Here is a 25,332-nt window from a genome sequence, read left to right as displayed (position 1 = left end):
AGACATATCAAATATCAAAGTACCAGATACCAAGTACCAAGTACGAAGATAAATGGACTTAAAAATATTGGTCCCAAGCGGACACTGTCACCATGCATGTGGTACAGCAAAACCTTGGGCGGCCCAGCGCAGGGGCCCCACCTCTTCCCATCCCGAACAGAGAAGTTAAGCCCTGCAGCGCCGATGGTACTGGAGTCACATCCGGGAGAGTAGGTCGCCGCCTTCCTTTATTAAGCAAAAGCCTTCAGAGAGATCTGGAGGCTTTTTTGCGTTTATCCGCCACACTTCTTCCCATCCCGATCCGCCGCAGCGGATAAGCTCCGCCACAGAGGGACAGGTCTGCAGCGCCGAGTAGTTTTAAGTCACATTTGGGGAGAGTAGCCCCGATGGCTATACCTGGGGTCTTTCTTTATTACAAGAACCTTTCGGGTAATCTGAAGGCCTTTCTGAGGATTAAGGGACATTAAGTGGAATACTAAGGGAATAACCACATGCTGAACCCTAACTAAGGGTTTTTTCAAGAAAATTTTGTTTCTTTGCAGTTAAGCCCAAATATAAAAGAGATGTCAAAATTTGATCATATAAGACCATATTATGATACTGAAGTAAATGCAGCGCTTCATGAATTCGCCCATGATCCCATGATGAAAGCGATCATGAATTTTACTTTTCCAGGCATGGAGGATCAGGAGTGGGTTGATAGATTGAAAAGAACTCACTCTATCCGTGATTTTCAGATCAATTTCATTTACCCGGCTTTAAATATGGTCCTTGAGAAAAGCTCCCAGGGTCTAACTACTTCCGGTTTTGACAAATTAGATGGGCATACTGCATATTTGTTCATTTCCAATCATAGAGACATCATCCTGGATACCTCACTTCTTAATTATAGCTTGTATAATCATAATATGATGATGACCACATCGGCTATAGGGGATAACTTGGTCAAGAAACCGTTCTTGATGGCCATGTCTAGGCTGACTCGGAATTTCATAGTGCAGAGAGGCTTGCCGGCAAGAGAGTTATTACTAAGCTCCAAACTGCTGTCTGAGTACATCAATAATTCCCTTTTCCATGAAAATAGATCCGTGTGGATGGCTCAGCGAGAAGGGCGGACTAAAGATGGCAATGATGCAACTCACAAGGGGGTGTTAAAGATGCTTGGCATGGCTAGGGGGGATATGAGTGAAATGGAATACTTCAAGAAAATGAAGATTGTTCCTGTTTCAATCTCTTATGAATATGATCCAACTGACGCCTTAAAAATGCCAGAGCTGTTGGCAAGGTCAAGAGCCGAAAAGTATGTCAAGGAAAAGAATGAGGATTTCATTAATGTCTTGACCGGCATTATGGGGCAAAAGAAAAGAATTCATTTTCATACAGGGGATGTTCTCCAGGATGAAATTGATGAAATCATTGAACAGCATGCTAGTCCCAATAAGCAAATACAAGCTTTATGTGACGCGATTGATGCTTCAATAATTTCAAATTATAAACTTTGGCCAACAAATTACATTGCTCATGACCTGCTTCATGAGTCAGATCAATTTGCCGATAATTACACAGCAGATGAAAAAAAGGAGTTTGTGGAAAGAATGACAAAAGGGATTAAGGTGGATAATCCCGAAATTGTTAGGAACTTCTTGTCCATGTATGCCAATCCTGTAATCAATAAAATGGCGCCACTCGTACATAAGGAATAAGGCCTCCAGCCTTATTCTTTTTCTTTCTGCAACACTTTTTTCGCATAAGGGCAATTTGATTCAATTCCAATATTTTTCTCTTCAGATAACTCTTTGGTTTTAAAAACTAGAGTTTTGGCTAATTCACCGCCTCTTTTTTCGGGACTGACTTCGGTATGATTGATAGTCAATTTTGATGATTGAAGGGAGAATTCAATCCTTCCCACTTCTTTTTCTTGTTCTACAGCTACAATGGAACTGTTTGATTGATCAAGATTTCTTTTGAATGTTATAGCTTCCATAATTCTATTTTCTTAAAAGTAAACCGAACCAATGTCCAAAAGTTATAGGAATATGTCTAAGAATCTGCTTCCATTTTTCGGAGAGGTGTATTACTACCCGAGCATTTTTACTCCTGAGGAAAGTAAGAAATATTTTTCTCTATTAAGAGAGCATGTTAAGTGGGAGCACCGGGCGATTCAATTGTTTGGAAAAAAAGTGATGCAGCCAAGGTTAACCGCGCTGTATGGCAATTCTGTTGTTCCTTATAAATACTCCGGATTGGAACTACAACCTCTACCCATGACCAAAGAGCTACTTGAAATCCAGGAAAGGATAGCAAGCCAAGTGCAATCTTCATTTACACACGTGTTGCTTAATTATTATAGAGATGGAAATGATAGCATGGGCTGGCACAGGGATAATGAAAAATCTTTAGGCTTAGACCCGGCCATCGCTTCTGTTAGTTTTGGTGCAGCGAGAAAGTTCCTGTTAAGAAGGTATGAAAATAAGCAAGAAAAAGTAGAAGTTCTGCTAGAGGATGGTAGTTTGGTCTTAATGAAAGGTTCTACTCAAACTTATTGGGAACATTCCCTGCCCAAGAGTACAAGAATTGCTGAAGGGAGAATCAATTTGACTTTTAGGAGTTTAACTGCTTGATATTCAGTAATTTTATTTGTCTTTTGGTTCTCTAAATAACAAATTTTTTGTAAATTTACAGTCTTTCTTAACGGGTGAATTGTTCTTCATGCAAGAACCAAAATATTATTCGGGTTTAATAATTAGTAATATCGCCCAGCCCTTCCCGCCAAAGGTCCTTTCCTATAAAGGTTTTTAAACATACTATTTCAATTTAACCTACTTTAAATTTTATTATGCAAGCCAAAAAAATAAGCATTTGGCTAAAGCTATCCATGATAGCCATGGCCTTGTTAGTGATGGGGTGCATGCCCGATCAATTGGAAGATGTGGATCTGGTGAATAATCCAGAGGTTATGTTTGTAGAGGAGTTGAGTGAAGAAAACTTAAGAGTAAATCCTGCAGCCCAAAATCAATTGGAAGCTGTTGTGAGAAAAGCTACGGCAAAGTATCAACGTGTGGAAGTGGCAGTAGCCGATGGTTATGAATTAGCTTCGCCATGTGTGGCAACCGCTGCCGGAGGAATGGGATTCCATTATGTAAATTTTGCACTGATGGATGGTATTCTTGATCCTTCCAAACCAGAAGCGTTGGTTTATGAGCCCTTACCTAATGGCCGCTTGAAGTTGGGAGCTATAGAATATATCGTGGTGGATAGTCTTTTAGACGTCAGAGGTGTAGCTCCAATGTTTGGTCGTGTACCCATGGATAATCATCTTCAAGGTGCCCCATTAGGTTTCCCCCATTTTCAGTTACACGTCTGGGTTTGGACACATAATCCAGCAGGAGTGTATACTCCATTTAATCCAAAAGTTAGGTGTTTTTGATCTGGTTTTCTTATGCAAATTGAGGCTGTTTCTTTAATAGAGACGGCCTTTTTTAATCCCTCTAAAATTGATGTCTCAGTTGTTAAATAATTTTTGCATGCTGTTTGCTTAATACGATAGTGTATCGTATTTTTATATAAATATCTAAAAACATGAAGGTTACAGCCATAATACCAGATGAGATGATTGAAGAGGCTATGAGGCTGTCCCAAGCTGGGACTATCACAGAGGCCCTCAAGACAGCGTTGCAGGAATATATTTCCATGCAAAAATTAAAGGAGCTGAGCAGTTCGGTCCTAAACGAGCCTTTGGAATTTAATTACTCGGCCAAGGGCTTGCGTAAAAAGAACAGGGAATGAGAGGGGTTGTCTTTGATACTTCGATATGGATAGAGTATTTTAAAGCCAACCCCAATTATTTCCCAGTCTGCCAAACTTTGCTTGAGCAAGGAAGTGTGTATGCAATGGATATAATTTTTGCAGAACTGCAGCAAGGTGCCAGAGGTAGACGTGAATTAAGCATTATTGAAGGGTATTTTGAAAGTCTTCCCAGATTACACAATGGCGGGATTATTTATGAAGCCGGTGTTTTTTCCCAGCAGGAAAAGCTAATCTCCAAAGGAGTAGGTTTAATTGATTCCATAATCATCTATGGAGTCATGAAACATCAACTGCAACTGTGGACCTTGGACAAGAAAATAATAAGCTTTTTAGATAGTGATTACCTTTATTCCCCTTAAACAAAAGCCCATCAATCTTCAGCATTCCAGTAAGCCATCCTTTCGCAGCGGCTCACTTCAATGGTGTAAAAGCTGAACTCTTCCGTTACTTTTCCCCGAATCAAATATATTCCCCTTCCCTTGAAGGGATGTTTTTTTACCACGGGAGGGAAGTGTACGGTATCTACCCAGTCTCCAGATCGATCTACAAATGTTCCAAAATTCATGATGTCCCCCTTTACAGTACGGGTGTACTTGATGGTGACCAGGTACCCGATGACCTGAACTTCCTTTCCCAAGAACTTTTTGAGTTTCTTGGCGGAAATACTGGGAACACTTTGGTCTTTCACCAAAAGGAATGGGGAGTCCAGCGGGAATTCCAGAATGTCAATCTGGTCAATAATTTCCTGGCGGGGATCATTGGCTTCCAGCTGAGGGACTTGGGCTTTGCGAAGGCCCTGTTTTTGAAAAAGACCCCCGGCCGGAACTACCTTCCGTTGTTGGTTGAATATAAAATGAGCTTCCCATAAGCACTCCTGCTTGGTCTTTTGCGTAAACCTGAAGCATCCGATACGGATAAGGATAAGCAACTGCTCAAGGCTAATCTCCACCCTGGCGATGAAATCCTCCAAGCCCGCAAAAGGACCGTGTTGGGAACGCTCCCGCAGCAAGCGTTCTGAGGTGGCGGTTTCTAGATTTTTGAGATGGATAAAACCCAGATAGACCACCCGGCCCTTGATATTGGTCAGGTAATCGCTTTCATTGATGTGTGGAGCCTCTATTTGGGCGCCGTTCATGCGGAGTTCATGGATGTAAAATTCGGTATGGTAAAAGCCCCCGAAATTGTTGACCACCGCCACCATGAATTCCAATGGAAAGTGCACTTTGAGAAAAAGGCTCTGATAGCTTTCTACCGCAAAGGAAGCCGAATGGCCTTTGGCAAAAGAGTAGCCGGCAAAGCTCTCAATCTGGTGCCATACCTCTTTGGTGACATTGGGGTCCCTGCCCAGTTGCTGGCAGTTAATGAAAAATTGAGATTTCACCCGTTGAAATTCATCTTTGGAGCGGGATTTTCCGCTCATGCCTCTGCGGAGAATGTCGGCTTCACTCAGGCTGAGTTTGGCAAAATAATGGGCCACCTTGATGACATCCTCTTGATAAACCATGATCCCATAAGTTTCGGGCATGATGTCATAGAGTACCGGATGGGCCACCTTGCGGCGGGCCGGATTGACATGCCGGAGGATGTATTCACGCATCATGCCCGAGCGGGCCACCCCTGGGCGGATGATGGAGCTTGCCGCCACCAGCTCTAAGTATTCGTCGGCTTTCATTTTGGCCAAAAGCATTCGCATGGCAGGGGACTCGACATAAAAAGCCCCGATGGTTTTGCCTTCCCGAAGGTGCATCTTGATTTTGGGGTCCTGTTTGAATTCGCTGACTTGATGGATATCCACTTTTACCCCCTGGTTTTGCTCAATAATCTCTACGGCAGTTTTGATGTGGCCCAAGCCGCGTTGGCTGAGGATGTCAAACTTGTGCAAGCCAATATCTTCGGCCACGTGCATGTCAAAGTGGGAAATGGGAAAGCCTTTTGGGGGCAATTCGGTGGCTGTATAATAATGGATAGGCTTATGGGCGATCAAAATTCCCCCTGCATGGATGCTTAGGTGCGATGGGAAGTTTTTCAATACCTGACTGTATTTGATAATCAGGCGGCCAAACTGGTCCGGCTGGTAGCCAGGTTTGTCGGCATGATAGATCAATGATTCGATTTCGGTTTTGGGCAAGCCAAATACCTTCCCCAGTTCCCGGAATACGGAATTGTATTGGAAGGTGGTGTGGGTGGCGAGCAGACATACGTGCTCCTGCTCAGGAGTGTTGTATTTCTTGAAAACATAATCAATGATGTCATCCCGATCTTTCCATGAGAAATCTATATCGAAATCCGGGGGATTTTCGCGATACAAATTGATGAAGCGCTCAAAGTACAGGTCGAGCTCAATGGGGTCCACATCGGTGATGAAAAGGCTGTACGCCACAATGCTGTTTGCCCCGCTGCCCCGGCCAACGTGGTAATACCCTTTTTGCTGGGCATAGCGGATAATGTCATAATTGATGAGGAAATAGGAAACGAATCCTTTTTGCTGGATCAGCTCAAGTTCTTTCTCTATGCGGGTTTCGATAGTAGGGGTCATCTCGCCATACCGTCGTGCGGCGCCTTTTAACGTTTCCTTTCGCAGGTAGTCATAGTCCTGCCAATCTGAGCCTAAGATATCCCGCTTGTTTTTGACTGCCTGGAAATAAAAGGAAAACTGGCATTGCTCAAGCAGTTTTTGGGCATTGTAGATCAGGTAGCTGTGGTTTTCGCAGCGAGCCACCATTTCCGCATATCCATATAGCCTATCGGATGCATTTCCCTGCTCAGAAAGGGGGAGCTTGCTCAATAAAGCATTCAGATCAATGGACCGCAGCAGACGATGGGCGCTGAAATCCCTTTTGGAGGTAAAAGTGGCGGGTTGAAGCAGTACTAAACGGTCCTTGTGGCGAAGCCAAGGAGAGCGGTGAAACTGATTGAGGCGCTCGGGAGATACACCGATATATTCATTTTCCCGAAGGGAAAAATACTGATCAGGTAAGGGGTATATGATAAAGCTATTGGTGAATTCTGGCGCCCGGTCGGCAAAAGGAACCTGCTTTATCCTATGATGGGAAAGGTGCTTATTCAACTCAAAAAAGCCCTCCTGGTTTTTGGCAAGGCCAATGTATGCCTGCTGGGTGCCATTCCTGAAGTCAATGCCAATCACAGGGTGTATGCCATTCCTGCTGGCTTCCCTGAGAAAGGGAAACACACCAGCCGTGCTGTTGATGTCCGTTAAAGCCAATGCATCCAGCTTTTTCCCTTTGGCTTCGGAGATCAATTCTTCAATGGGGAGGGTCCCGTATTTGAAACTGTAATATGAATGGCAGTTGAGATGCAAATGTTTATTATTTTGACATTTTGTTGTTTATAATTTAATCAAAAAATAGAAAGAGAAGAAAAGTTTTAACAGAGAAATATGGAAAAAATCGGATTGGATGGAGAAGGGGGATTTTCTACCTATATTAGACTTCTTTTGAACGACCACCGCATTTATGAATGAGCTTTGGAATTATATAGATGAATTTGTGCCCTATGATGTCAGGCTGAAAGTACTGCAGACAATCATCATTATCCTCATCCTCTGGCTGATCAAAAAAGGGGCTACCAGGCTGGTGAGTCAAAACGTAAGTGGGGAGCTGAAGCGGCAGTATCACTGGCAGAAAACCATTCAGTATGTGGTGGTGCTGATCGGATTACTATTGGTGGGAAGCATTTGGATCACCAATTTTCAATTTGTGACCACCTACCTCGGATTGCTTTCTGCAGGTATTGCCATTGCGCTTAAGGATATCTTCGTCAATATAGCCGGATGGTTTTTTATTTACTGGAGGAGGCCTTTTGATGTGGGGGACAGGATTCAGATAGGGGAGCACAAAGGGGATGTGGTGGATTTGCGGATGTTCCAGTTCTCGATTTTGGAAGTGGGCAGCTGGGTGGATGCTGAGCAGAGCACGGGCAGAATCATCCATATCCCGAACGGAAAGGTTTTTTCCGATGCGCAGGCCAATTACAGCCAGGGGTTTGATTATATCTGGAACGAACAGCATGTTTATATCAGCCTGGATAGTGACCATAAAAAAGCTCAGCAGATTTTACTTGACATCATGAATGAAGAGTTGAAGGATGAGTTTAAGAAGATTGAAAAGGCTTTTAAAAGGGCCGAGAAGAAACATCTGATTTCCTTCATTTTTTATACGCCCACCGTTTATATCAACCTTAATGAGCGGGGGATACAGTTGTCCATGCGTTACCTTTGCCCGCCAAGAAAGCGGCGGGTGCTACAGCATGCCATGATTGAAGCGGTGCTGGAGAAGTTTAGAGACGAGGAGGATATCAGGATTGTCTACCCAATTACTTCTGTCCATTTGGAGAATAGAGGAGGGGAGAAGTGATCAGAGGCGCAAAGGGGCCAGAGAAATGAACGGGGTTTTAGATCAATCCCTTCAAGAATCCCATCCTTATCTCCGGTTCAAACTTTTCAATAGTATATCGGAGCATGGTGCGTGGCATTTGTTTATAGCGTTTTTCCAAGAACGTGTAAGCGGTGTCGAAATCCTTTTCTCCAACTTCCCGCAACATCCAGCCCACGGCTTTGTGAATGAGATCATGGGGGTGGTCAAGGAGGAGATCAGCTAGTTGAAGCGTGTCGTCAAAATGGCCTTTCTTGATAAAATACTGGGTGGAAATGATGGCAGTCCGCTGTTTCCAAAGTTGACCGGATTGGGCAAAATCGTATAGCAGGCTTTTGTCCTGATCATACAGATACGCCCCCAAGATCTTGGGCGCCGAGGAATCCACAAGGTCCCAGTTGTTGACAAAATCCAGATGGTTTAGATAGAAGTCCAGTAAGGTTTTCCGGTCTTTTGCGGATTTAGCTTTTTCAAACTTGAGTACTAGCATAAATAAAGCGGTCAGCCTGTATTCATGGACCTCTTGGGTAAGGAGGGCTTCGAGTTCATCCAGGGAGAGATCCCGATAATGCTTCTGAGCGACTTTCCGCTGGAAGGGAACCTTCACGCCAATAAACCGATCCCCTTCCCCATACCCTCCCGGGACTGCTTTGAAATATTTGGGCAAGAATTCCGCTTTTTCAGGGTCGGCATGTTGTAGCAGTTCTTCTTGGATGAGGGTTATTTGTTGGGAGGGGTTTTTCATAGAGATAAAGTTAATAATCTTCGAGAAATTAAACTGGTAGAATGTTTAATGCGGTTTTCTACATTTCCCTGCCGTTAAAGGGGTTAAACCTCCTTCTTCCCACCTGCATGCCCACTGCCCGGCATACGGTTTTGTCGCCGTATTTGATGTTGAGCTTGTCCAAGGCTTGATAGAGGTTGATCTGCTCTTGGGTGTCTTCGAAAAGGTTGATTTGATAATTTCCATACACCAGACTGCTAAATCTCACCCCAATCAGGCGGATGAGGATACGGCGGTTGTACAGTTTTCGGAAAAGCTCCTTCACCAATGGGATAAGGGTATGGTCGGCAGAGGTATATGGGATTTTGCGCTGCATAGTGTGGGTGTCAAAATCCGAGTAACGGATTTTCACGCTAACACATGCGGTCAACTGGCCCTTCTGCCGGAGTTTGGAAGCAATCTGCTCGGTCATGGCCACCAAGGTGGCCTCCAGCATCCGCACATCTATAGTGTCCTGCTCGAAGGTGTTTTCAGTAGAAATGGATTTTGCTTCCGAGTAGGGAATCACCAGGGATGGGTCGATACCGTTGGCTTTTTCCCAGATCATGTTCCCGTTTTTTCCAAAAGTGGCTTCCAGTAACTCTGAAGGCATCGCTTGCAAGGTGTGCACCTTTCGGACACCCATATTGTAAAGTGTCTGCGAGGTTTTTTCCCCGATCATAGGGATCTTGCGGATGGATAAAGGTGCCAAAAAAGGCTTTTCCTCTCCATAAAGGATTTCCTTTTCATTATTGGGCTTGGCTTCCCCGGTGGCGACTTTGGATACGGTTTTATTTTCCGACAGCCCCAGAGAGATGGGGAGGCCGGTTTCTTTTATGATCCTCTGGCGTAGTTGGTGGGCCATTTTGGCACAGCCGAAAAATCGATCCATACCGGTATAGTCGATGTAGAATTCATCGATTGATGACTTTTCGAATAGCGGTACGTCTTCCTGAATGATAGCGGTGACCTCATGTGATTTTTGGCTGTATTTTTCAAAATCCCCCCGGATGATCAGCGCCTCCGGACACAGCTGCCTGGCCGTGCGCATAGGCATGGCCGAGTGCACGCCAAATTTGCGGGCCTCATAGCTGCAGGACGCCACCACGCCCCGGTCGCCCGATCCACCGATGAGGATGGGTTTGCCGTTGAGCCTGCTATCGTACAACCTTTCCACCGACACAAAAAACGAGTCCAGATCCATATGGACAATGCTTCTTCTTCCCTGCATATTTATATTGACAACATTATTGACATTTTTATGTTTATAATGTAGTCAAAGATTTTTATATTTGAGAGAAAAAAGGTTTCACGCAAAGGCCGCAAAGAAGTCGCAAAGGTCGCAGAGATTTTCATTTAGAAGATAAAATTTTCATCGCTTAGCCTAATCTGCTGGCGGATGGGAATGATAATTACAATGAGATATGTATTTAAACTCAAACATCAAATTTCTCCGTAAGAAAAAAGGCCTTACCCAGGTGGTGATGGCAGAGGCGATAGGCATCAGTAGGTCCAAGCTGGCCGGGTATGAGCTTAACATTACCCCGCCACTAGAGACGGTGCTTAAAATTGCGGACTATCTCGGGGTGTCGGTGGATGTGCTGCTTAGGCAAAATCTGGAGACTTTCTCCGAATACAAGCTCCGGGAACTGCTGGAAACGGACCGGTACCTCAGCGGGCGCAACTTGAGAATCCTCTCAACCACTGTGGACGCAGAAGGGAGGGAGCTGATCGAGGTGGTTTCCCAAAAAGCCAAAGCAAGTTATCTGGCCGGTTTTGCGGATCCGGATTTCATCGGGGAGCTGCCCCGTTTTTCGCTTCCATTTTTGCCGGCAGACAAAAAACACCGCGTTTTTCAGGTGGATGGAGATTCCATGCTGCCGATTCCTGAAGGGGCGTGGATTGTGTGTGAGTATGTAGATGATTGGAGAGATGTAAAAGATGGGGAGAAATACGTGATCGTAACTGAGCAGGATGGGGTGACATTCAAAATTGCCTACAATCACCTGAAAGGGGAGGAAAAGCTGCTTCTTTGCTCTGGGAATCCTATTTACAAGCCTTTTGAGGTGAAGGCAGAGGATATCCGGGAGGTGTGGAGATACAGGTTGGTGATGTATTGATGTTAAACCTTCCCGATTAGACTGCTGTTTCGCTAATATGGAGCCAGTCAGTGAAAGGTTTGTTTTAAAGGTTTCCGCCTATGGAGCCTTGGTTTTTGCCGTGATTGCCATGGTATGGGGTGTGCTGGGGCAATCCCAGATGATATTGTTTGATGGGGTGTACTCCCTGATCAGCGTTGCCCTTTCGGTGGGTTCGTTATGGTCGGCAAGCTATATCCAGAAGTATGATTTCAAAAGGTTTCCTTTTGGCAAGGAAATGTTGGAGCCGATTATCATTTTGCTGAAAAATGTGGTGATTATCATTCTTTGTGTGTTTGCCTTTTTCAATGCGGTGGCCAGTATCCTTTCAGGTGGGCAGATGATTGATCCGGGGATGTCGGCCTTGTATGCGCTTTTGGCTACCATCGGTTGTTTATTGGTATATCGCTATTTGGAAAGGAGGCACAAGGCTTTGCTGTCAGGCTTTATCAAGGCCGAAGCCGTGCAGTGGAAAATGGATTTTTTTCTGAGTATGGCGGTGCTTTTGGGTTTTCTCATAGCTTTTGGCCTGAATTTTACTATTTACAAAAACTTTGTGCCCTATATTGATCCCGTGATGGTGGTGCTGGTGTCAGGCTATTTTATAAAAGTGCCCATGGGGCTGATCAAAAAACAAGTGCGGGAGGTGATGGAAATGTCCCCCGACAGTGAGCTGAAACAGGAAGTTGACCAAATCATTTCAGCCACCAAGACCCGGTACGGGTTTGAAGAGTATTTCCTTCGGGTTTCCAAAGTGGGGAGCAAGCTTTTTGTTGAGGTGGACTATGTGGTAGACAGAAAGGCTTTTGAACCCACGATAGAGGAGATGGACCTGATCCGGCAAGAGATTTCAGACGCCCTGCAGGAGGTGCCCTATAAGAAATGGCTCACGATATCCTTCACCTCTGATCGGAAGTGGGCCCTTTAGCGCGCTTGTCGATGCGTTTTTCTGCGTAGTACTCACTTAAAACCCGCAACAGTTTTTGGTAATTTTCAGGTTGAATGCGGGAGTTGATGGATTTCCATTTGTTGCCTGCAAACTGCATGTTGATGGCGTACACTTTTCCCCACCACAGGAAATAGGCTTCCTGAACCTGCCAACTTATGAGGTCTTTTTCAAAGCTGATGCTTTCAGATTGTATGGGGGAAATAAAAGTGACTTCACTACCTTGGATTTTTAATTCAGTGCTTCTTCTCAAGAAAAGCCAAATGGGAAAAATTAGCACTCCGGCAATAACCAGAATGATCAGAATAATATACAGGTATTCCATGTTAGGTTCAGATTAAAATTATACAATTAAATTTCAGGGGAATTGTTTGTTTCTTGGATGAAATGCATTATTTTTAATACAAGATTTTTTATTTCGTATTTTTAAAACTCCCAGTCATGTTAGATAAATTTTTAGAGGATGGCTATACTGAAGCCATTGACCTGTTGAACGGGGATCAGATTGAGCAAGTTTTATCTGCCTGTGCCGCATTGCCTGAAAAGTTTCTGCCCTGGTTGAAAGGCAGACACAGTGTGGTGCCCGAAATGGTAGACCTGGGGAGCCATCCGGTGATGGTGGAGGCGGTGTCCAAGCTGCTCGGCGAGGATGTGCTGTTGTGGAGCAGTCAGATCATTTATCAAAAACCCCAAGTGACTCACAGGTGGCATATCGATGTGGAGCATTCTACTTGGGATGGCGTAACGGTTTGGTTGGCTATGCAGAATGTGACAGAGGGTTCGATGAAACTCATTTCCAAATCCCAGCATCTCAATATCACCCCGCAGGAATTGGGGGAGAAGTATTTTGTAGACCTCACTGATGACCGGCAGGTGCAGCATGAGGCGCAAAAGCGGAACTCGGAATGTAAATTAGTTCATGTCAAGGTTAAACCTGGGCAATTCATCATTTTTGACGGCAGATTGTGGCATGGTACTCAGAATTCTACTCCTAACACAAGGTCTTCCATGATTTTCCAGTATACCAGGCCTTCCAACAAGCTTTTTATCCCGTTGGACAACAATTATCCGGGCACAAGGTGGTCCCATCTTCAGCCTGATTGTGTGTTGGTGAAAGGAAAAGATGATTTTAAGTTGAATAAAATTATCGATAGGGATTATTCAGGTAGTTGGAAATCAAAGGCTAGAGTGATGATGGTGCATTTTCCACAAAAAATTCTAAGAAAAATCATTCCGGCGTAACTATCTAGGCATCCAATATGCTTATCTTTGATCAAGTGCAAAAAAATGGATTTAGGGTTCGGATTTTATGTTTTTTCCAGCGGGATCTGTACCCCATAATTGCCATGGTTTTATCTTTGCATTTTTCAGTTTAGTAATAAGAAATTCATGCCTAAATTAATACGGATTACCACAGTGCCCATGTCCCTGAAGCTTCTTTTGACGGGACAGATGAAGTTTTTAAAAGAGAATGGCTGGGAGGTAAAAATGGTCAGTGCTGAAGGAAGGGAAATTCAGGATGCCAAGAAAAATGAGGGGGTGGAACACATATCCATTCCTTTTACCCGGCAGATCACTCCTTTTCATGATTTATATTGCTTGTGGTTGTTAATTCAGCTTTTTCGCAAGGAAAAACCGGATATCGTCCATACTCATACGCCAAAAGCAGGTCTTTTGGGGATGTTGGCTGCATGGATCACCGGGGTGAAGGTTCGGATACACACGGTGGCTGGGATGCCCTACATGGTGGCCCATAAGAACAAAGCTAAACTTTTGATCTGGTGTGAAAAGCTCACTTTCAAATTGGCCCATCAGGTGTGGCCAAATTCTAAATCGCTGAAGGATTTTATACTCAAAGAAGAGCTGGTGGACCCCGCAAAGATCAAGGTAATCGGCGAGGGGTCGTCAAATGGGGTGAACCTGAACCGTTTTAACCGTAATTCTTTGAAAGAAAACCATCTGGTAGCAGCGATGATGCGGGTGGTACCTGGAGATAACGAATTTGTGATCTTGGCTGTTGGCAGGATGGTCAGGGATAAGGGTATTGAGGATTTGGTGAAGGCTTTTTTGGATTCCAAAATTGTAAATAAGTCCAAGCTTGTCCTTTTGGGGCCTATGGAGCAGGAATTAAATCCTTTGGATGACGAAATTGTGAGGAAAATTGCCGACCATCCGAAGATTGTGCATATTGACTGGTCTGACCATGTGGAGCATTATATGGCCATTTCTGATATCTTGGTCCATGCTTCTCATCGCGAAGGATGTCCAAATGTTATTTTACAGGCAGGAGCTATGCAGTGTCCCGTGATTTGTTCGGATATTATAGGGAATATTGATATAATTACTCACAAAAAAACAGGTTTGGTTTACCCAGTGAAAAAGGCCCAAGTGCTTAAGGAAGCATTGGAGTTTGCCTATGTGAAGCGGGAAGTGATGTACGGATTTGCCCAAAACCTTTATGAGGAAGTTAAAACTAAATTTGACAGCAGGGTAATGCACCAGTTAATTCTGGAAGAGTATCAGCAACTTTTAAACAAAGAATAGAATGTACATCGTAGGCGCCTCCGGACATGCAAAAGTAGTAATTGACGCATTAGAATTGAGCGGAGGGCAGGTGTGCGGGGTGTTGGACAAAAATGAAATGCTCAGCAGTTGTCTGGGGCACGAGGTTTCCTTAAGGTCCCAATTTTTACCATCCTTGGATAAAACACTTTTTATTGCAATTGGCTGTAATCAAACTAGGGAGAAGATTGTGATGGAGTACTTGGGGAGAGTAGAGTGGGGAACGATCGTCCATCCCGCTGCTATTCTGAGCAAACATTGCAAGCTAGGCAAGGGGACCATCATCATGGCCGGGGCTGTGGTCCAAGCGGATTGCATGATCGGCAACCATTCCATCGTCAATACCAAAGCTTCGATTGACCATGACTGCATCATTGGGGATTTTGTGCATATCGCTCCCAGGGCTACGCTTTGTGGCAATGTGAGAGTGGACCACAATGTGTTGATTGGCGCAGGGGCTATTATCAAGCCGGGAATTCAGATAGGAGAAGGCGCGGTGATTGGTGCAGGTTCGCTGGTTTTGAGAGATGTGATGGATTGGGAAAAAGTCCATGGAGTAGTAAAGTAATTATCGTCAGTTTTTTTGCTTTGTCGGATTGAAAAATTGTGTATCTTTCCCCATAAAGCATAAGCCCAGTTAAGCTTTTTGAAAGAAAATGGTACTGGGGTTTTATTGCTTAAAGAATTAACTAATTTTGAGCGGGATTTTTATACTTCCATTCAGTACTGATGAATAAAGGGATTTACTTATTACTTCTTTTGCTGCTAGCAAGTTCGTGTATCAGCAATAGGAGAATTACATACTTTCAGAACTTGCCTGGCAATGAGCCGATCGGGCTGGAGGAATTTATCCCCTATGCTGAAGTGGAATATGAGTATATTCTGCAGCCATTTGATATTGTGGATATCGATTTTGCCACATCAGACGAGGAGCTTACCAAAGCATTTGAGTTTCAGGGATCACGTTCCATGCGTGGAGGCATGGCCGGAGGCCGGGGCGGCATGGGCGGAGGTGATATTTTTTATTTCACGGGTTATACCATTGACAAGGATGGGTTTGTGGACATTCCCAAGCTTGGCAAAATCGAAATTGCCGGAATAAGCGAGGAATCTGCCAGATTGAAAGTACAGAGAGAAATCAATGAGTTTTTTCAGGAAGAGGTGTTTGTCCGCTTGAGGACAGGTGGGATAAGGTATACCACTCTGGGGGAATTTTCCAGTGTGGGCACCCAGCTGATTATGAGAAACAGGGCGACAATTTTTGACGCACTTGCCAATGCAGGTGAAGCCAATATTTTAGCCAAAAAGAACCAGCTTTTTATCATCCGTCAATATGATGGAGGCACTAAAATCCACCAAATCAACCTCAATGATCGGAGACTTTTGGCCTCTCCGTATTATTTTATTCAGCCCAACGACATACTATATCTGGAGCCGATGCGGATCCGTCAAGTGGGGACAGGTGATAATCTCGTACAATCCCTGCAGCTTGGCGCTACACTGGTGACCATGTTTATATTTTTCTATGGTTTAACACAAGGGTTGTTTTGAGATGGAGAATATTGATTTGTCAAAATTTGAGGAAGAGGAAAGACCCATTGATATAAAGTATTATATCACCAAGTATTCCCGTTATTGGCCATTGTACCTCACTTGTATAGCCATCGGCTTGGTGGCGGTATTCTTGTTTCATCGCTATACTGTGGAGCAGTACCAGGTGAAGGGCAGTATTATGATCAAACGCAGCCTTTCCCCTGAGGTGAGGATTTTGGACAGGTCGCAGATTTTTTCCGGAAACAACAACCTGGAAAATGATATTCTCCTTTTTACCTCAAAAAATCTCGCGGAAGAGGCACTCAAAAAGCTCCATTTTGATGTGAGCTATTATGCGGCCACTCATATCAAGGAAATTGAGATGTACGAAAACTCGCCCATCCGAATTGAAGTGGATTGGGAGTTTCCTCAAAACCTTCAGGGGATGGTGCATTTGAGCATACTTTCAGAAGATACTTATATGCTATCCCGTGAGGAAACCAGCTTTATGGATTACCTTTCGGCCAAGGCATCCGTAGGTGAGGAAGACATCCTCGGCAAGATTTTTAGCTTTGGGGAAACAGTGCATACAAGTAAATTCAAATTTAAAGCCCATTTGGTAAACCCCAACCGGGTGGGGGATATGGTTGGATTTAAGATCCATCATCCGTCTACCTTGGTTGATAATTACGCTAAATCGGTTACTGTAAGACCACAGAACAATTATGGTTCCGTGCTTGAAGTGAGCATGGTGTCGACGGTAGTTGAAAAAGGTAGGGATTATGTCAATGCACTGATGGATTCCTTTTTGGAATATGATCTCAAAGAGAAAAACCGTATTTCGGAAAATACCTTGGCTTTTATTGATGATCAGCTATTCTTGGTGGAGGATTCCCTCAAATCGGTAGAGAGAAGAATGCAAAACTTCAAAGTCAGCAACAAATTACTGGATGTAAATAAAGAATTTGGCGGGCTGCTTACCCGAATTGAGTCATTGGAAGAAACCATTCAGGGGTTTGAATTTGAATTGGCATATTACCGTTCACTAGAGCAATATCTTTCAGATAAGGGCAATGATTACAGTGAGGTGGTGGCACCTTCATTGGTTGGCGTTTCGGATTTACTTTTAAATGGCTTGGTTCAAAATCTGGTACAATTATCGTTAGAAAGACGAAAGTTACTTTCTGTGGTCAAGCCCAATCACCCCGACGTGGCCCAGCTTGATCAGCAAATAGATAGGCTCAGAGAAAACGTCTTTGAGAACATTCAGAACTTGGTGCAGAACACCGAAAACCGAAAGGGGGAAATTTATGAAAAATTGAGGTCTTACGACCATCAATTTGCCAATTTGCCGGAAGCGGAATCCAATTACACCCATATTTTCAGGGAGTTTAAGCTTAGAGAGAATCTTTATACCTATCTTCTGGAGAAAAGGGCCGAGGCTGGAATTGCAAAAGCCTCCAATGTCCCGGATAATGCGATTTTGGATTATGCCAAAAAGGGGAATTTGATTTACCCCAAAAAACCGCAGAATTATGGTATGGCAGTGGGCTTGGGTTTTATGGTTCCGTTGGCGTTTTTGTTAATGTATCACTATTTGAATAACCGGATAGTGGATCAGGTTCAGCTAAAAAGCTTTTTGAAAATACCTTTATTGAGTACAGTTGGGTTTAGCACGAAAGACACAAACCTCATCGTGGCGGAACATCCCCGGTCTTTGGTCTCGGAGTCGTTCAGGTCACTTCGCTCGGCACTTTTTTATATTGCCAGTGAGAAAAAATGCAAGACAATTTTGGTGACTTCCAGCGTGTCGGGAGAAGGGAAAACTTTTGTGGCTCTAAACTTGGCCTCTGCGATGGCTCTAAGCGGAAAGAAGACTTGTTTGATCGGGATGGATCTTCGCAAGCCCAAGGTGTCCCAGTATATGGGTGTTTCCAACAAGAAAGGCTTATCCTCTCTGTTGGTGGGAACGGCCTCACCAGAGGAAGTGGTGCAGGCCACCAAATACGAGAATTTATACATCGTACCTTCGGGGCCGGTGCCTCCAAATCCCGCTGAACTTCTGTTGAAGGACAGACTGAAAGATTTTTTAAACGGTTTGAAGGAACAGTTTGATGTGGTGGTGCTAGATACCCCGCCTGTAGGCCTGGTCTCTGAGACAATGGATTTGTTGAGGTTTTCGGATGTGAATCTTTATATCGTAAGGCAGAATTACACCCATAAGAAGCACCTGCTGATGATCAACGATCTGTATTCCAGCAATCACGTTTCGGACTTTTTTGCTGTTTTTAATGGCTTTAAGGGTGGGGGTGATATTTATGATTATGGAGGATATACGTATGGATATGGGTACAATTATTCATACATGAAGAAAAATAAATATACAGGGAATTATTACGAAGAGGAAGGTGAACTTCAGTCTTCATTTATTCAAAAGTGGATTTCAAAGTTAAATAAATAAGTTTTTTTCAATGTTAAGTATCAATGAGATAAAAGACCAGGGGATAGCCGTCATAGGACTAGGTTATGTGGGATTGCCCCTGGCAGTAGAATTTGCGAAGAAGTTTAAAGTTGTTGGTTTTGATATCAATGAGGGCCGTATTGCAGAATTGAGCAATGGCCATGATCGCACGCTTGAGGTTGAAGATGACTATTTGAAGGAGGTCCTTGATATGGGCAACTTGTCATTTACCAATAAAAGCGAAGACATAGCTTCTTGCAGCGTTTTTATAATCACTGTGCCTACTCCAGTAGACAAGCACAACCGACCTGATTTGACGCCTTTGGTGAAGGCCAGTCAGACTGTAGGTAAAGTCCTCAAAAAAGGGGATATCGTTATCTATGAATCAACTGTGTACCCAGGTTGTACGGAGGAAGACTGTGTGCCTGTTTTGGAAGAAGTAAGTGGACTTAAGTTCAATACTGATTTTTATGCAGGTTATTCCCCAGAAAGGATCAATCCGGGAGATAAGGAGCATACTGTAACCAAGATCAAAAAGGTAACTGCAGGTAGTACTCCGGAATCAGGGAAAGTGATCAATGACCTTTATGGTGAAATTATCGTGGCTGGTACCCATTTGGCCCCGGCAATCAAGGTGGCTGAAGCGGCAAAGGTGATCGAAAACAGCCAAAGAGATATCAATATAGCCTTTGTAAACGAACTTTCTAAAATATTCGCCAAATTGGATATTGATACCTTGGATGTGTTGGAGGCGGCAGGGACCAAGTGGAATTTCTTGCCTTTCAGACCAGGATTAGTGGGTGGCCACTGTATTGGGGTGGATCCGTTCTATTTGGCCCAGAAAGCGATGGAAGTGGGGTACAACCCTGAAATCATCCTTGGCGGTAGAAGAGTAAACGACTCCATGGGTAAATTTGTGGCTGACCAGGTAATCAAGCTTTTGATCAAAAATGAGCACATGATCGCTAAGTCCAGTGTTTTGATGCTTGGAGTTACATTTAAGGAAAATTGCCCTGATGTGAGAAATACCCGTGTGATCGATGTGATCCAAGAAATGAAAGCCTTTGGAGTGACCGTGGATGTATATGATCCATGGGCCGACAAAGATGAGGTAAAACATGAATATGGACTTGACCTTATTGATAATCCATTCGAGTCGGGGAAAAAATACGAAGGTGTAGTATTGGCTGTGAGCCACAAGGAATTTCTATCCTCCGATCTTTCCCAGCTAAAAGCTGAAAAAGGTGTGATTTACGATGTGAAGTCCATATTGCCAAAAGAGGAAATTGACGCTAGATTATAAAAGTTAAATTTGCTAACCAATTGAAAAGCCGACAGATATCTGTTGGCTTTTCTTTTTTCATATGTTAGATAATTTGATAAAAAATTTAATTTGATATGTGTTATGTTGAATAATTTATATTTATTTGTAACAGCTATTCGGTAAAATTTTATGGTAAAATAATAAGTTATACCAAATATGCTGTAGGTGCTGATGAAAAAGCATTTGGTGGTCTATTTTCAAGTATCCCCATTTTATATGGCAAAACGTTTACGGTTAATCTTCTCAATTTTCCTCATTCAATTTTCGCTTTTTGCAGCTGAAAATTACCTGCCGTTTACCGAGGCTCCGGTCGTTGTCACATCGGCACCGGGAGTCACCATTTATCCTCCTGGCACTATCGATATGTTGGTTGATCCAAATGTGAGGATTACCGATGTCGATTCTGATAATTTAATCCGTGCTGAGATTATTTTAAGTGATATTCTGGATGGGACTATAATTGAGCAACTTTTTCTTACAGAAAGGGGCACTGAATTAATCACTCAATACGGCCTTGCCTTTGAAGTAGAGTTTTCGCCAGTAATGAGGGTTCTGATTTCCGGCCCTGCCCCCGTGGCAATTTATGAGCGTATCCTTCGGGAAATCATCTACGACAACCGTCGCTCCTCTCCAACTCCCGGCGATAGACGGGCAATCTACACAGTTACCGATGAGGACAACAATATAAGTGAACCGGTTACCCGAATCATTCGCATTGAGGAGCCGCCATTGGAGATTGTTGAAACAGAAGTGGTCAATTTGCCTCCAAATGGCCTGTATGGAATTGATGATGTGATTGAATTACGGCTAGCCTATAGTGAGCCGGTTTTTGTGAGCGGTGGCACTCCCTATATTTTGCTGAACATTAACGGGGTAGAGGTGCGCGCTACCTATGTATCCGGATCAGGTACAGATGAATTGCTGTTTGCTTATACCGTGGAGGAAGAGCTTGAGCTACTGGATATGGATGGTATCGGAATCGCTTCTACGGTCACCTTGGACGGGGCGGATGTGCTTAATTCCAGCGGGGAGACCATTCCACTGGAGGTGGGAGAGATCGCCGGTAATATTTTTGTTGACGGCATACGGCCATTTGTGGTGAATGTGCAGGTACCGGCAGATGGCGTATATGCCTTTTGCGCAGAAGATGTAATGACTTTTACGCTGAAGCTAAACGAAGCTGTTCAGATTGATTTTGACAACCTTCCTGAATTGCAATTGCTATTTGATTCTGGAGAGGCTTGGGCTAGGTTTGATCAAGGGAATGTTAATGATTCTACTTTGGTTTTTACCTACGAAATCCAAGAAGGAGACCAAGACCTGACTGGGATAAGGATCGGTAGGATCCGGTTAAACGGAACTACTATTTTTGATATTGCCAATAATGATTTCTTGGATCTAGAAATGACCAGCGCGAATGTGCCTGATACTTCCGGGATTTTAATTGATACGAGCGAACCGAATGCCCCATTAGTTTGGGGAATCAGAGAAGATACTGGGATTTCAGACGAGGACGGCATCACTAACGCCCAAAACTTAGAGATTTTCGGGACTGGATTAGCCAATTCCACCATCGTGGTCTTTTTGGATGGTGAAGAAATCGGAAGGACAGATTCCAACGCTGATGGTTGGTGGGATTTGGACTATACCGATGTGACATTGGAAGAGGGATCTTATGAGGTGACTGCATTTCTTATCAATGAATTATGCGCCGAAAGTCCTATAAGCGAACCATATACCTTTATCATTGATCTGACGCCTCCAACGGCTGACTTGCAGGAAATAACCGTTTCTCTCAATGAGGAGGGGAATGTCACGATTGATGGCCGATCCGTGGACGCGGGTTCATCGGATGATGTGAGTGAAAACTCTACTTTGACCTTTACAGTAGAACCAGCTGAATTCAGCTGCGATGACTTGGGTGAAAATGAAGTGACCGTGACCGTAACCGATGAAGCTGGAAACAGTGTCTCGGAAACTGTGATGGTGACTGTTATTGATGATTTAGCTCCGACAGCTGAGGTAGAAAACTACACCTTGTACTTGGATGAAAATGGTGCTGCAACCTTTTCTGAGGAAGATATTGAAGCAATGATGTATGACAACTGTGGCATTGAGTCAATTGAATTTAGCCTTGATGAGTTTGGCTGCAGTGATGTGGGTGAAAATGAGGTGGAGGCAACCATTAGGGATCTTTCAGGAAATGAAACCGTTGCCACTTTCACAATTACGGTTGCTGATAATATGGGGCCTGTTATAGCCAATGCCCCTGATAGCTTTTTCGCAGGAACAAATGTAGATGGGGAATATACCCTTCCTGATTTCACCGAAGACTTACAAGTAAGTGATAATTGCGAAGTGGCTTCAGTTGAGCAGTTCCCGGCGGTAGGGACGATATTAGAAGGTTTTGATACCCCGCATACTATTACCATTATTGCCACGGATATTCACGGCAACCAAACAGACATAACCTTTACCATCACCTTGGTTGATAATTCCATTGATGAGGTAATCATGCCTGAGATAATTTCCGTGCCTTGGAATACGCAGATAGATGACCTTCCACTTCCAAGTGAGGTCAGGGTGATTCTTAGAAACGGAGAGGAAGCAATCGTGCAGGTGACCTGGCAAATTGATAATTATGAGGCCATGGAACCCGGCTTTTATCAAAATGAGGGGGTAATTGTGCTTCCAGGGGATATTTTCAACCCTGATGGATTAATGGCATCCATTACCATTATTGTGGAGGACAAACCCCTTCCGGAAGATATCGAGTTAGATAATCAATCCTTCCAGATGGATCATGGTGTATCCAGACCGATTGGAAGTTTCAATACCATTGACCCTAGTGATGACCAACATACCTATGCTTTAGCAGATGGGGGTGCTGACAATGGCTATTTCAGAATCGAGGACGGACAGCTTTTCTGGAACACAGACGAGCAGCTTCCAGGTAGGACCGAATTTATCATTACAGTAAGTTCCACTGATCGGATGGGGAATATAATCACAAGGACTTTTACCATTACGCGTGTATTCCCACCATTGTCTGAACTCAGAATTGTAAATGTCTTCTCGCCAAATGGTGATGGGATCAACGATACTTGGGGAGTGGAGGTGCTAGGTTTTTATGGTAATGTGCGGGTGATGGTGTTTGAAAGAAGCGGTAAGCGGGTGTATTACTCACATGATCCTTATGAACGATGGGATGGAAACTACCTTGGCGAGCCAGTAGTGTCGGGTGCATATTATTATATTATTGAAGTGGTGCCAACCGGGGAAGTGCACCGAAGTGTTTTGACAATTTTAAGAGATTGAGGGAGGTAAATAGGTGTATATGAAAAAATATTTACTGATACTGTGTTTCGTGATAGTTTCCTCCCATGGGTTTGCCCAAAGCAGGAAATACTTTACCCAGTTCAATTCATTGCAAGGGTATTACAATCCCGCACTGACAGCCCATGGAGGGAGCGCCTTGAGGGGTGTGGTAAGAAATCAATGGATGGGGCTGGACGGATCTCCTTCTTCCACTTTCTTCAGTGGTGAAATAGATTTTGCGGAGCTTTCCGGAGAGGATGATCCGGCATTGATGGGAAGAAATGCCGTGGGGGCAAATGTGCTATTTGATCAGCACGGTCCATTCGCAGAGACCGAACTAAATGTCAATTATGCCACTAGGGTAAGGCTTTCTGCCAAGCACAGTTTTAGGTTGGGGGCTGGGGTAAATTTTTCCTCAGTGAGGCTCGATGGGGCTTCTTTGACTCCAGAATTGGAGAATGACCCAACCATTGGGAAATACCTAGGTGGATTTGCCGATATGCAATCCTTGGATTTTCATATTGGAGGAGCATTGACCCATGAGCGTTATTACCTTGGATTTGCCATGAACAACGTCAACGGCGGTAAATTCAACAGAGGAGATGTATTTTGGCCTCAGAGACCCATCGGTTATGTTATATCAGCCGGCTATAGGGAGTCCCTTTCCGACCAGCTTTCAGTAATGGGAAATGCACTTTACCGTTATCAAGACGGGTTGTATGACAACATAGAATTTAACTTTAAAGCCTTATTTGCTGATACATTCTGGCTGGGGGGAGGACATAGAATCGATCACGGAAACAATTTCCAATTTGGCGTTCTCTTGCTTCACCAGTTCACTGTAGGTTATGTTTTCGAGTTTCCTACCAACGCCTCTCACCGATTACCGGGTACCACGCATGAATTTGTGGCTACTTTGAGGTTAGGCCGAACCCACATTAGAAGGGATAGAAGGGAAATTCTGATTTGGTAGGCTAATAATTTTCGTCAAAGGATTTTTGAGGAAACGGCGACTCCCAACTGAAAACAGCACTTACGGGATAATGATCTGAATAATCAACTTCCCGATGGGTGTTGAAATCTTTGATTTGGAATATTGGGGAGTAGAAGATGTTGTCGATCCTCAGAAAGAAAAGCACCCTGTTATAAGTAAAGCCAAAGCCTCTGCCTGCCTCTTCAAAAGCATTTAGCAAATCTTTTTTCAAGGTTTGGTAGGTGAAACTATAGGGGAGGTCATTAAAATCCCCAGCCACGATCACAGGGTGGGGGCTGTTGTTGATGTGTTCTTGGAGGATTTGTACTTGTGAAGCTCTTATCTCGGTGCCGTTTTTTAGTTTCCTGAAAGTGTCTTTGTAATTTTCCTTAATGCCATCCACATGGTTGAGGTCATCCGCTTTGATGCTCATGGATTCCAAGTGGGTGTTGTAGACCCGGATGGTGTCTTGGTTGACTTTAATGTCAGTGAAAATAGCACCATTGGTCCAGCGGTTTTGGAAAACTTTACCGCTATTGATTATTGGGTATTTGCTGAAAGTCGCTAACCCATAACTGTTCCGTTTGGCATCCCCCTCCATAATTTCATACTTGTACTCAAAGGCGCCATCTTGGTTAATCGCCTTGATGGAATTGTAGGTAGGGATGGTATAATTCTGATAAAATTCCTGAAAGCATTTGATGTCAGCCGGAAACTCCCGCGCCCATTGGATACTGTTTCTAGTGAAGCTTTTTTTCTCATCCTGTGCAATTCCCAAATTGAAGAGCCTGACATTGTAGCTCAAAACGGATAGCCCTTCGGCATTATCTACAGGAGGATTTAGCTGGTAAGTTGCCCCCAAAAACTTATAGCCAATTGCCAAAGCGATAATTGGCACCACCATGATCAGTCTTATCCTAAACATGTGGATCAAAAGCAAAACGAGATTGAGGATTAGGAATCCCGGTATCAACAGCGGCAAAAGCCCTGTGTAAGGTAATACCTCGGGGGATATCCTTACACTAAAGAACAAAATCATGGATATAATGAATACTAGAAAGGTAATAAATCGCATGTTGTCTAGGATGCCTGTGGGGGCGCTCTTACTTTTTCGGT

22 protein-coding genes and 1 rRNA gene are annotated in these 25,332 nt (G+C 43.9%); 17 read left to right on the top strand and 6 right to left on the bottom strand.

Going from position 1 to position 25,332, the window contains the following annotated elements:
* The first annotated feature begins 114 nt into the window (after positions 1 to 114).
* Positions 115 to 226, top strand: a 5S ribosomal RNA gene (gene rrf / locus KI659_RS12605).
* 337 nt (positions 227 to 563) lie between these two features.
* Positions 564 to 1,703 carry a 1-acyl-sn-glycerol-3-phosphate acyltransferase gene (locus KI659_RS12600; RefSeq protein ID WP_213945708.1) on the top strand — a complete coding sequence of 380 codons (1,140 nt, stop codon included), beginning with the start codon at positions 564 to 566 and terminating at the stop codon, positions 1,701 to 1,703.
* A gap of 11 nt (positions 1,704 to 1,714) precedes the next feature.
* Here the strand turns inward: KI659_RS12600 and KI659_RS12595 are convergent, their stop codons facing one another.
* On the bottom strand, positions 1,715 to 1,984 hold the full coding sequence (locus KI659_RS12595; RefSeq protein WP_213945707.1) for a GNAT family N-acetyltransferase: 270 nt from the start codon (positions 1,982 to 1,984) through the stop codon (positions 1,715 to 1,717).
* A gap of 52 nt (positions 1,985 to 2,036) precedes the next feature.
* Here KI659_RS12595 and KI659_RS12590 point away from each other — a divergent pair, with 52 nt between their 5' ends.
* The 4 genes from KI659_RS12590 (at position 2,037) to KI659_RS12575 (ending at position 4,166) form a co-directional block, all read left to right on the top strand.
* On the top strand, positions 2,037 to 2,621 hold the full coding sequence (locus KI659_RS12590; RefSeq protein WP_213945706.1) for an alpha-ketoglutarate-dependent dioxygenase AlkB family protein: 585 nt from the start codon (positions 2,037 to 2,039) through the stop codon (positions 2,619 to 2,621).
* 215 nt (positions 2,622 to 2,836) lie between these two features.
* Entirely contained in the window at positions 2,837 to 3,427 is a 591-nt protein-coding gene (locus KI659_RS12585) for a hypothetical protein (RefSeq protein ID WP_213945705.1), read from the top strand.
* Between the two features lie 152 nt (positions 3,428 to 3,579).
* A complete protein-coding gene (locus tag KI659_RS12580; RefSeq protein WP_213945704.1) occupies positions 3,580 to 3,786 on the top strand; it encodes a type II toxin-antitoxin system VapB family antitoxin in 207 nt (68 codons plus the stop codon).
* Positions 3,783 to 4,166: a PIN domain-containing protein gene (locus tag KI659_RS12575; RefSeq protein WP_213945703.1), complete on the top strand. Its 384-nt coding sequence runs from the start codon at positions 3,783 to 3,785 to the stop codon at positions 4,164 to 4,166. The genes KI659_RS12580 and KI659_RS12575 overlap by 4 nt, the downstream gene beginning before the upstream one ends.
* Before the next feature lie 11 nt (positions 4,167 to 4,177).
* On the opposite strand, the gene KI659_RS12570 is transcribed toward KI659_RS12575, so the two are convergent.
* A complete protein-coding gene (locus tag KI659_RS12570) occupies positions 4,178 to 7,126 on the bottom strand; it encodes a DNA polymerase III subunit alpha (protein ID WP_213945702.1) in 2,949 nt (982 codons plus the stop codon).
* Positions 7,127 to 7,280: 154 nt separating this feature from the next.
* Here KI659_RS12570 and KI659_RS12565 point away from each other — a divergent pair, with 154 nt between their 5' ends.
* Complete coding sequence (locus tag KI659_RS12565) at positions 7,281 to 8,180, top strand: mechanosensitive ion channel family protein (RefSeq protein ID WP_213945701.1); 900 nt, start codon at positions 7,281 to 7,283, stop codon at positions 8,178 to 8,180.
* A gap of 37 nt (positions 8,181 to 8,217) precedes the next feature.
* Here KI659_RS12565 and KI659_RS12560 read toward each other — a convergent pair whose 3' ends face one another.
* Both KI659_RS12560 and dinB read right to left on the bottom strand, forming a co-directional pair.
* Positions 8,218 to 8,943: a DNA alkylation repair protein gene (locus KI659_RS12560; protein WP_213945700.1), complete on the bottom strand. Its 726-nt coding sequence runs from the start codon at positions 8,941 to 8,943 to the stop codon at positions 8,218 to 8,220.
* A 58-nt stretch (positions 8,944 to 9,001) separates the two neighbouring features.
* Positions 9,002 to 10,192, bottom strand: a complete 1,191-nt coding sequence (gene dinB / locus KI659_RS12555; RefSeq protein WP_213945699.1) for a DNA polymerase IV — start codon at positions 10,190 to 10,192, stop codon at positions 9,002 to 9,004.
* A gap of 193 nt (positions 10,193 to 10,385) precedes the next feature.
* Between dinB and KI659_RS12550 the strand changes: the two genes are divergently transcribed.
* Together KI659_RS12550 and KI659_RS12545 are read left to right on the top strand one after the other, a co-directional pair.
* Positions 10,386 to 11,081: an XRE family transcriptional regulator gene (locus tag KI659_RS12550; RefSeq protein ID WP_213945698.1), complete on the top strand. Its 696-nt coding sequence runs from the start codon at positions 10,386 to 10,388 to the stop codon at positions 11,079 to 11,081.
* Between the two features lie 37 nt (positions 11,082 to 11,118).
* Positions 11,119 to 12,027 (top strand): cation diffusion facilitator family transporter, encoded by a 909-nt coding sequence (locus KI659_RS12545; RefSeq protein WP_213945697.1) that lies wholly within the window; start codon positions 11,119 to 11,121, stop codon positions 12,025 to 12,027.
* On the opposite strand, the gene KI659_RS12540 is transcribed toward KI659_RS12545, so the two are convergent.
* Entirely contained in the window at positions 11,999 to 12,370 is a 372-nt protein-coding gene (locus KI659_RS12540; RefSeq protein WP_213945696.1) for a hypothetical protein, read from the bottom strand. The genes KI659_RS12545 and KI659_RS12540 overlap by 29 nt on opposite strands.
* Before the next feature lie 116 nt (positions 12,371 to 12,486).
* Between KI659_RS12540 and KI659_RS12535 the strand changes: the two genes are divergently transcribed.
* The 8 genes from KI659_RS12535 to KI659_RS12500 all read left to right on the top strand — a co-directional run bounded on the left by KI659_RS12535 (position 12,487) and on the right by KI659_RS12500 (position 24,216).
* Positions 12,487 to 13,287, top strand: coding sequence for a phytanoyl-CoA dioxygenase family protein (locus tag KI659_RS12535; protein WP_213945695.1), 801 nt, complete (start codon positions 12,487 to 12,489; stop codon positions 13,285 to 13,287).
* Positions 13,288 to 13,434: 147 nt separating this feature from the next.
* Positions 13,435 to 14,589: a glycosyltransferase family 4 protein gene (locus tag KI659_RS12530; RefSeq protein ID WP_213945694.1), complete on the top strand. Its 1,155-nt coding sequence runs from the start codon at positions 13,435 to 13,437 to the stop codon at positions 14,587 to 14,589.
* 1 nt (position 14,590) lies between these two features.
* Positions 14,591 to 15,175, top strand: coding sequence for an acetyltransferase (locus tag KI659_RS12525; RefSeq protein WP_213945693.1), 585 nt, complete (start codon positions 14,591 to 14,593; stop codon positions 15,173 to 15,175).
* A gap of 161 nt (positions 15,176 to 15,336) precedes the next feature.
* Positions 15,337 to 16,158, top strand: coding sequence for a polysaccharide biosynthesis/export family protein (locus tag KI659_RS12520; protein WP_213945692.1), 822 nt, complete (start codon positions 15,337 to 15,339; stop codon positions 16,156 to 16,158).
* A gap of 1 nt (position 16,159) precedes the next feature.
* Positions 16,160 to 18,601: a GumC family protein gene (locus KI659_RS12515; protein WP_213945691.1), complete on the top strand. Its 2,442-nt coding sequence runs from the start codon at positions 16,160 to 16,162 to the stop codon at positions 18,599 to 18,601.
* 10 nt (positions 18,602 to 18,611) lie between these two features.
* Positions 18,612 to 19,904 (top strand): nucleotide sugar dehydrogenase, encoded by a 1,293-nt coding sequence (locus KI659_RS12510; RefSeq protein ID WP_213945690.1) that lies wholly within the window; start codon positions 18,612 to 18,614, stop codon positions 19,902 to 19,904.
* Positions 19,905 to 20,141: 237 nt separating this feature from the next.
* A complete protein-coding gene (locus KI659_RS12505) occupies positions 20,142 to 23,243 on the top strand; it encodes a T9SS type B sorting domain-containing protein (protein WP_213945689.1) in 3,102 nt (1,033 codons plus the stop codon).
* Between the two features lie 19 nt (positions 23,244 to 23,262).
* Positions 23,263 to 24,216, top strand: coding sequence for a PorP/SprF family type IX secretion system membrane protein (locus tag KI659_RS12500; RefSeq protein WP_213945688.1), 954 nt, complete (start codon positions 23,263 to 23,265; stop codon positions 24,214 to 24,216).
* Between the two features lies 1 nt (position 24,217).
* On the opposite strand, the gene KI659_RS12495 is transcribed toward KI659_RS12500, so the two are convergent.
* Entirely contained in the window at positions 24,218 to 25,255 is a 1,038-nt protein-coding gene (locus KI659_RS12495; RefSeq protein ID WP_246535397.1) for an endonuclease/exonuclease/phosphatase family protein, read from the bottom strand.
* Between the last annotated feature and the right edge of the window lie 77 nt (positions 25,256 to 25,332).

Origin of the sequence: Litoribacter ruber (genome assembly GCF_018449405.1) — a bacterium.
In the GTDB taxonomy this organism is placed as follows: Bacteria; Bacteroidota; Bacteroidia; order Cytophagales; family Cyclobacteriaceae; genus Litoribacter; species Litoribacter ruber.
The sequence above is the reverse complement of the archived record's forward strand: the minus strand, read 5'-3'. Positions and strand labels throughout refer to the sequence as shown.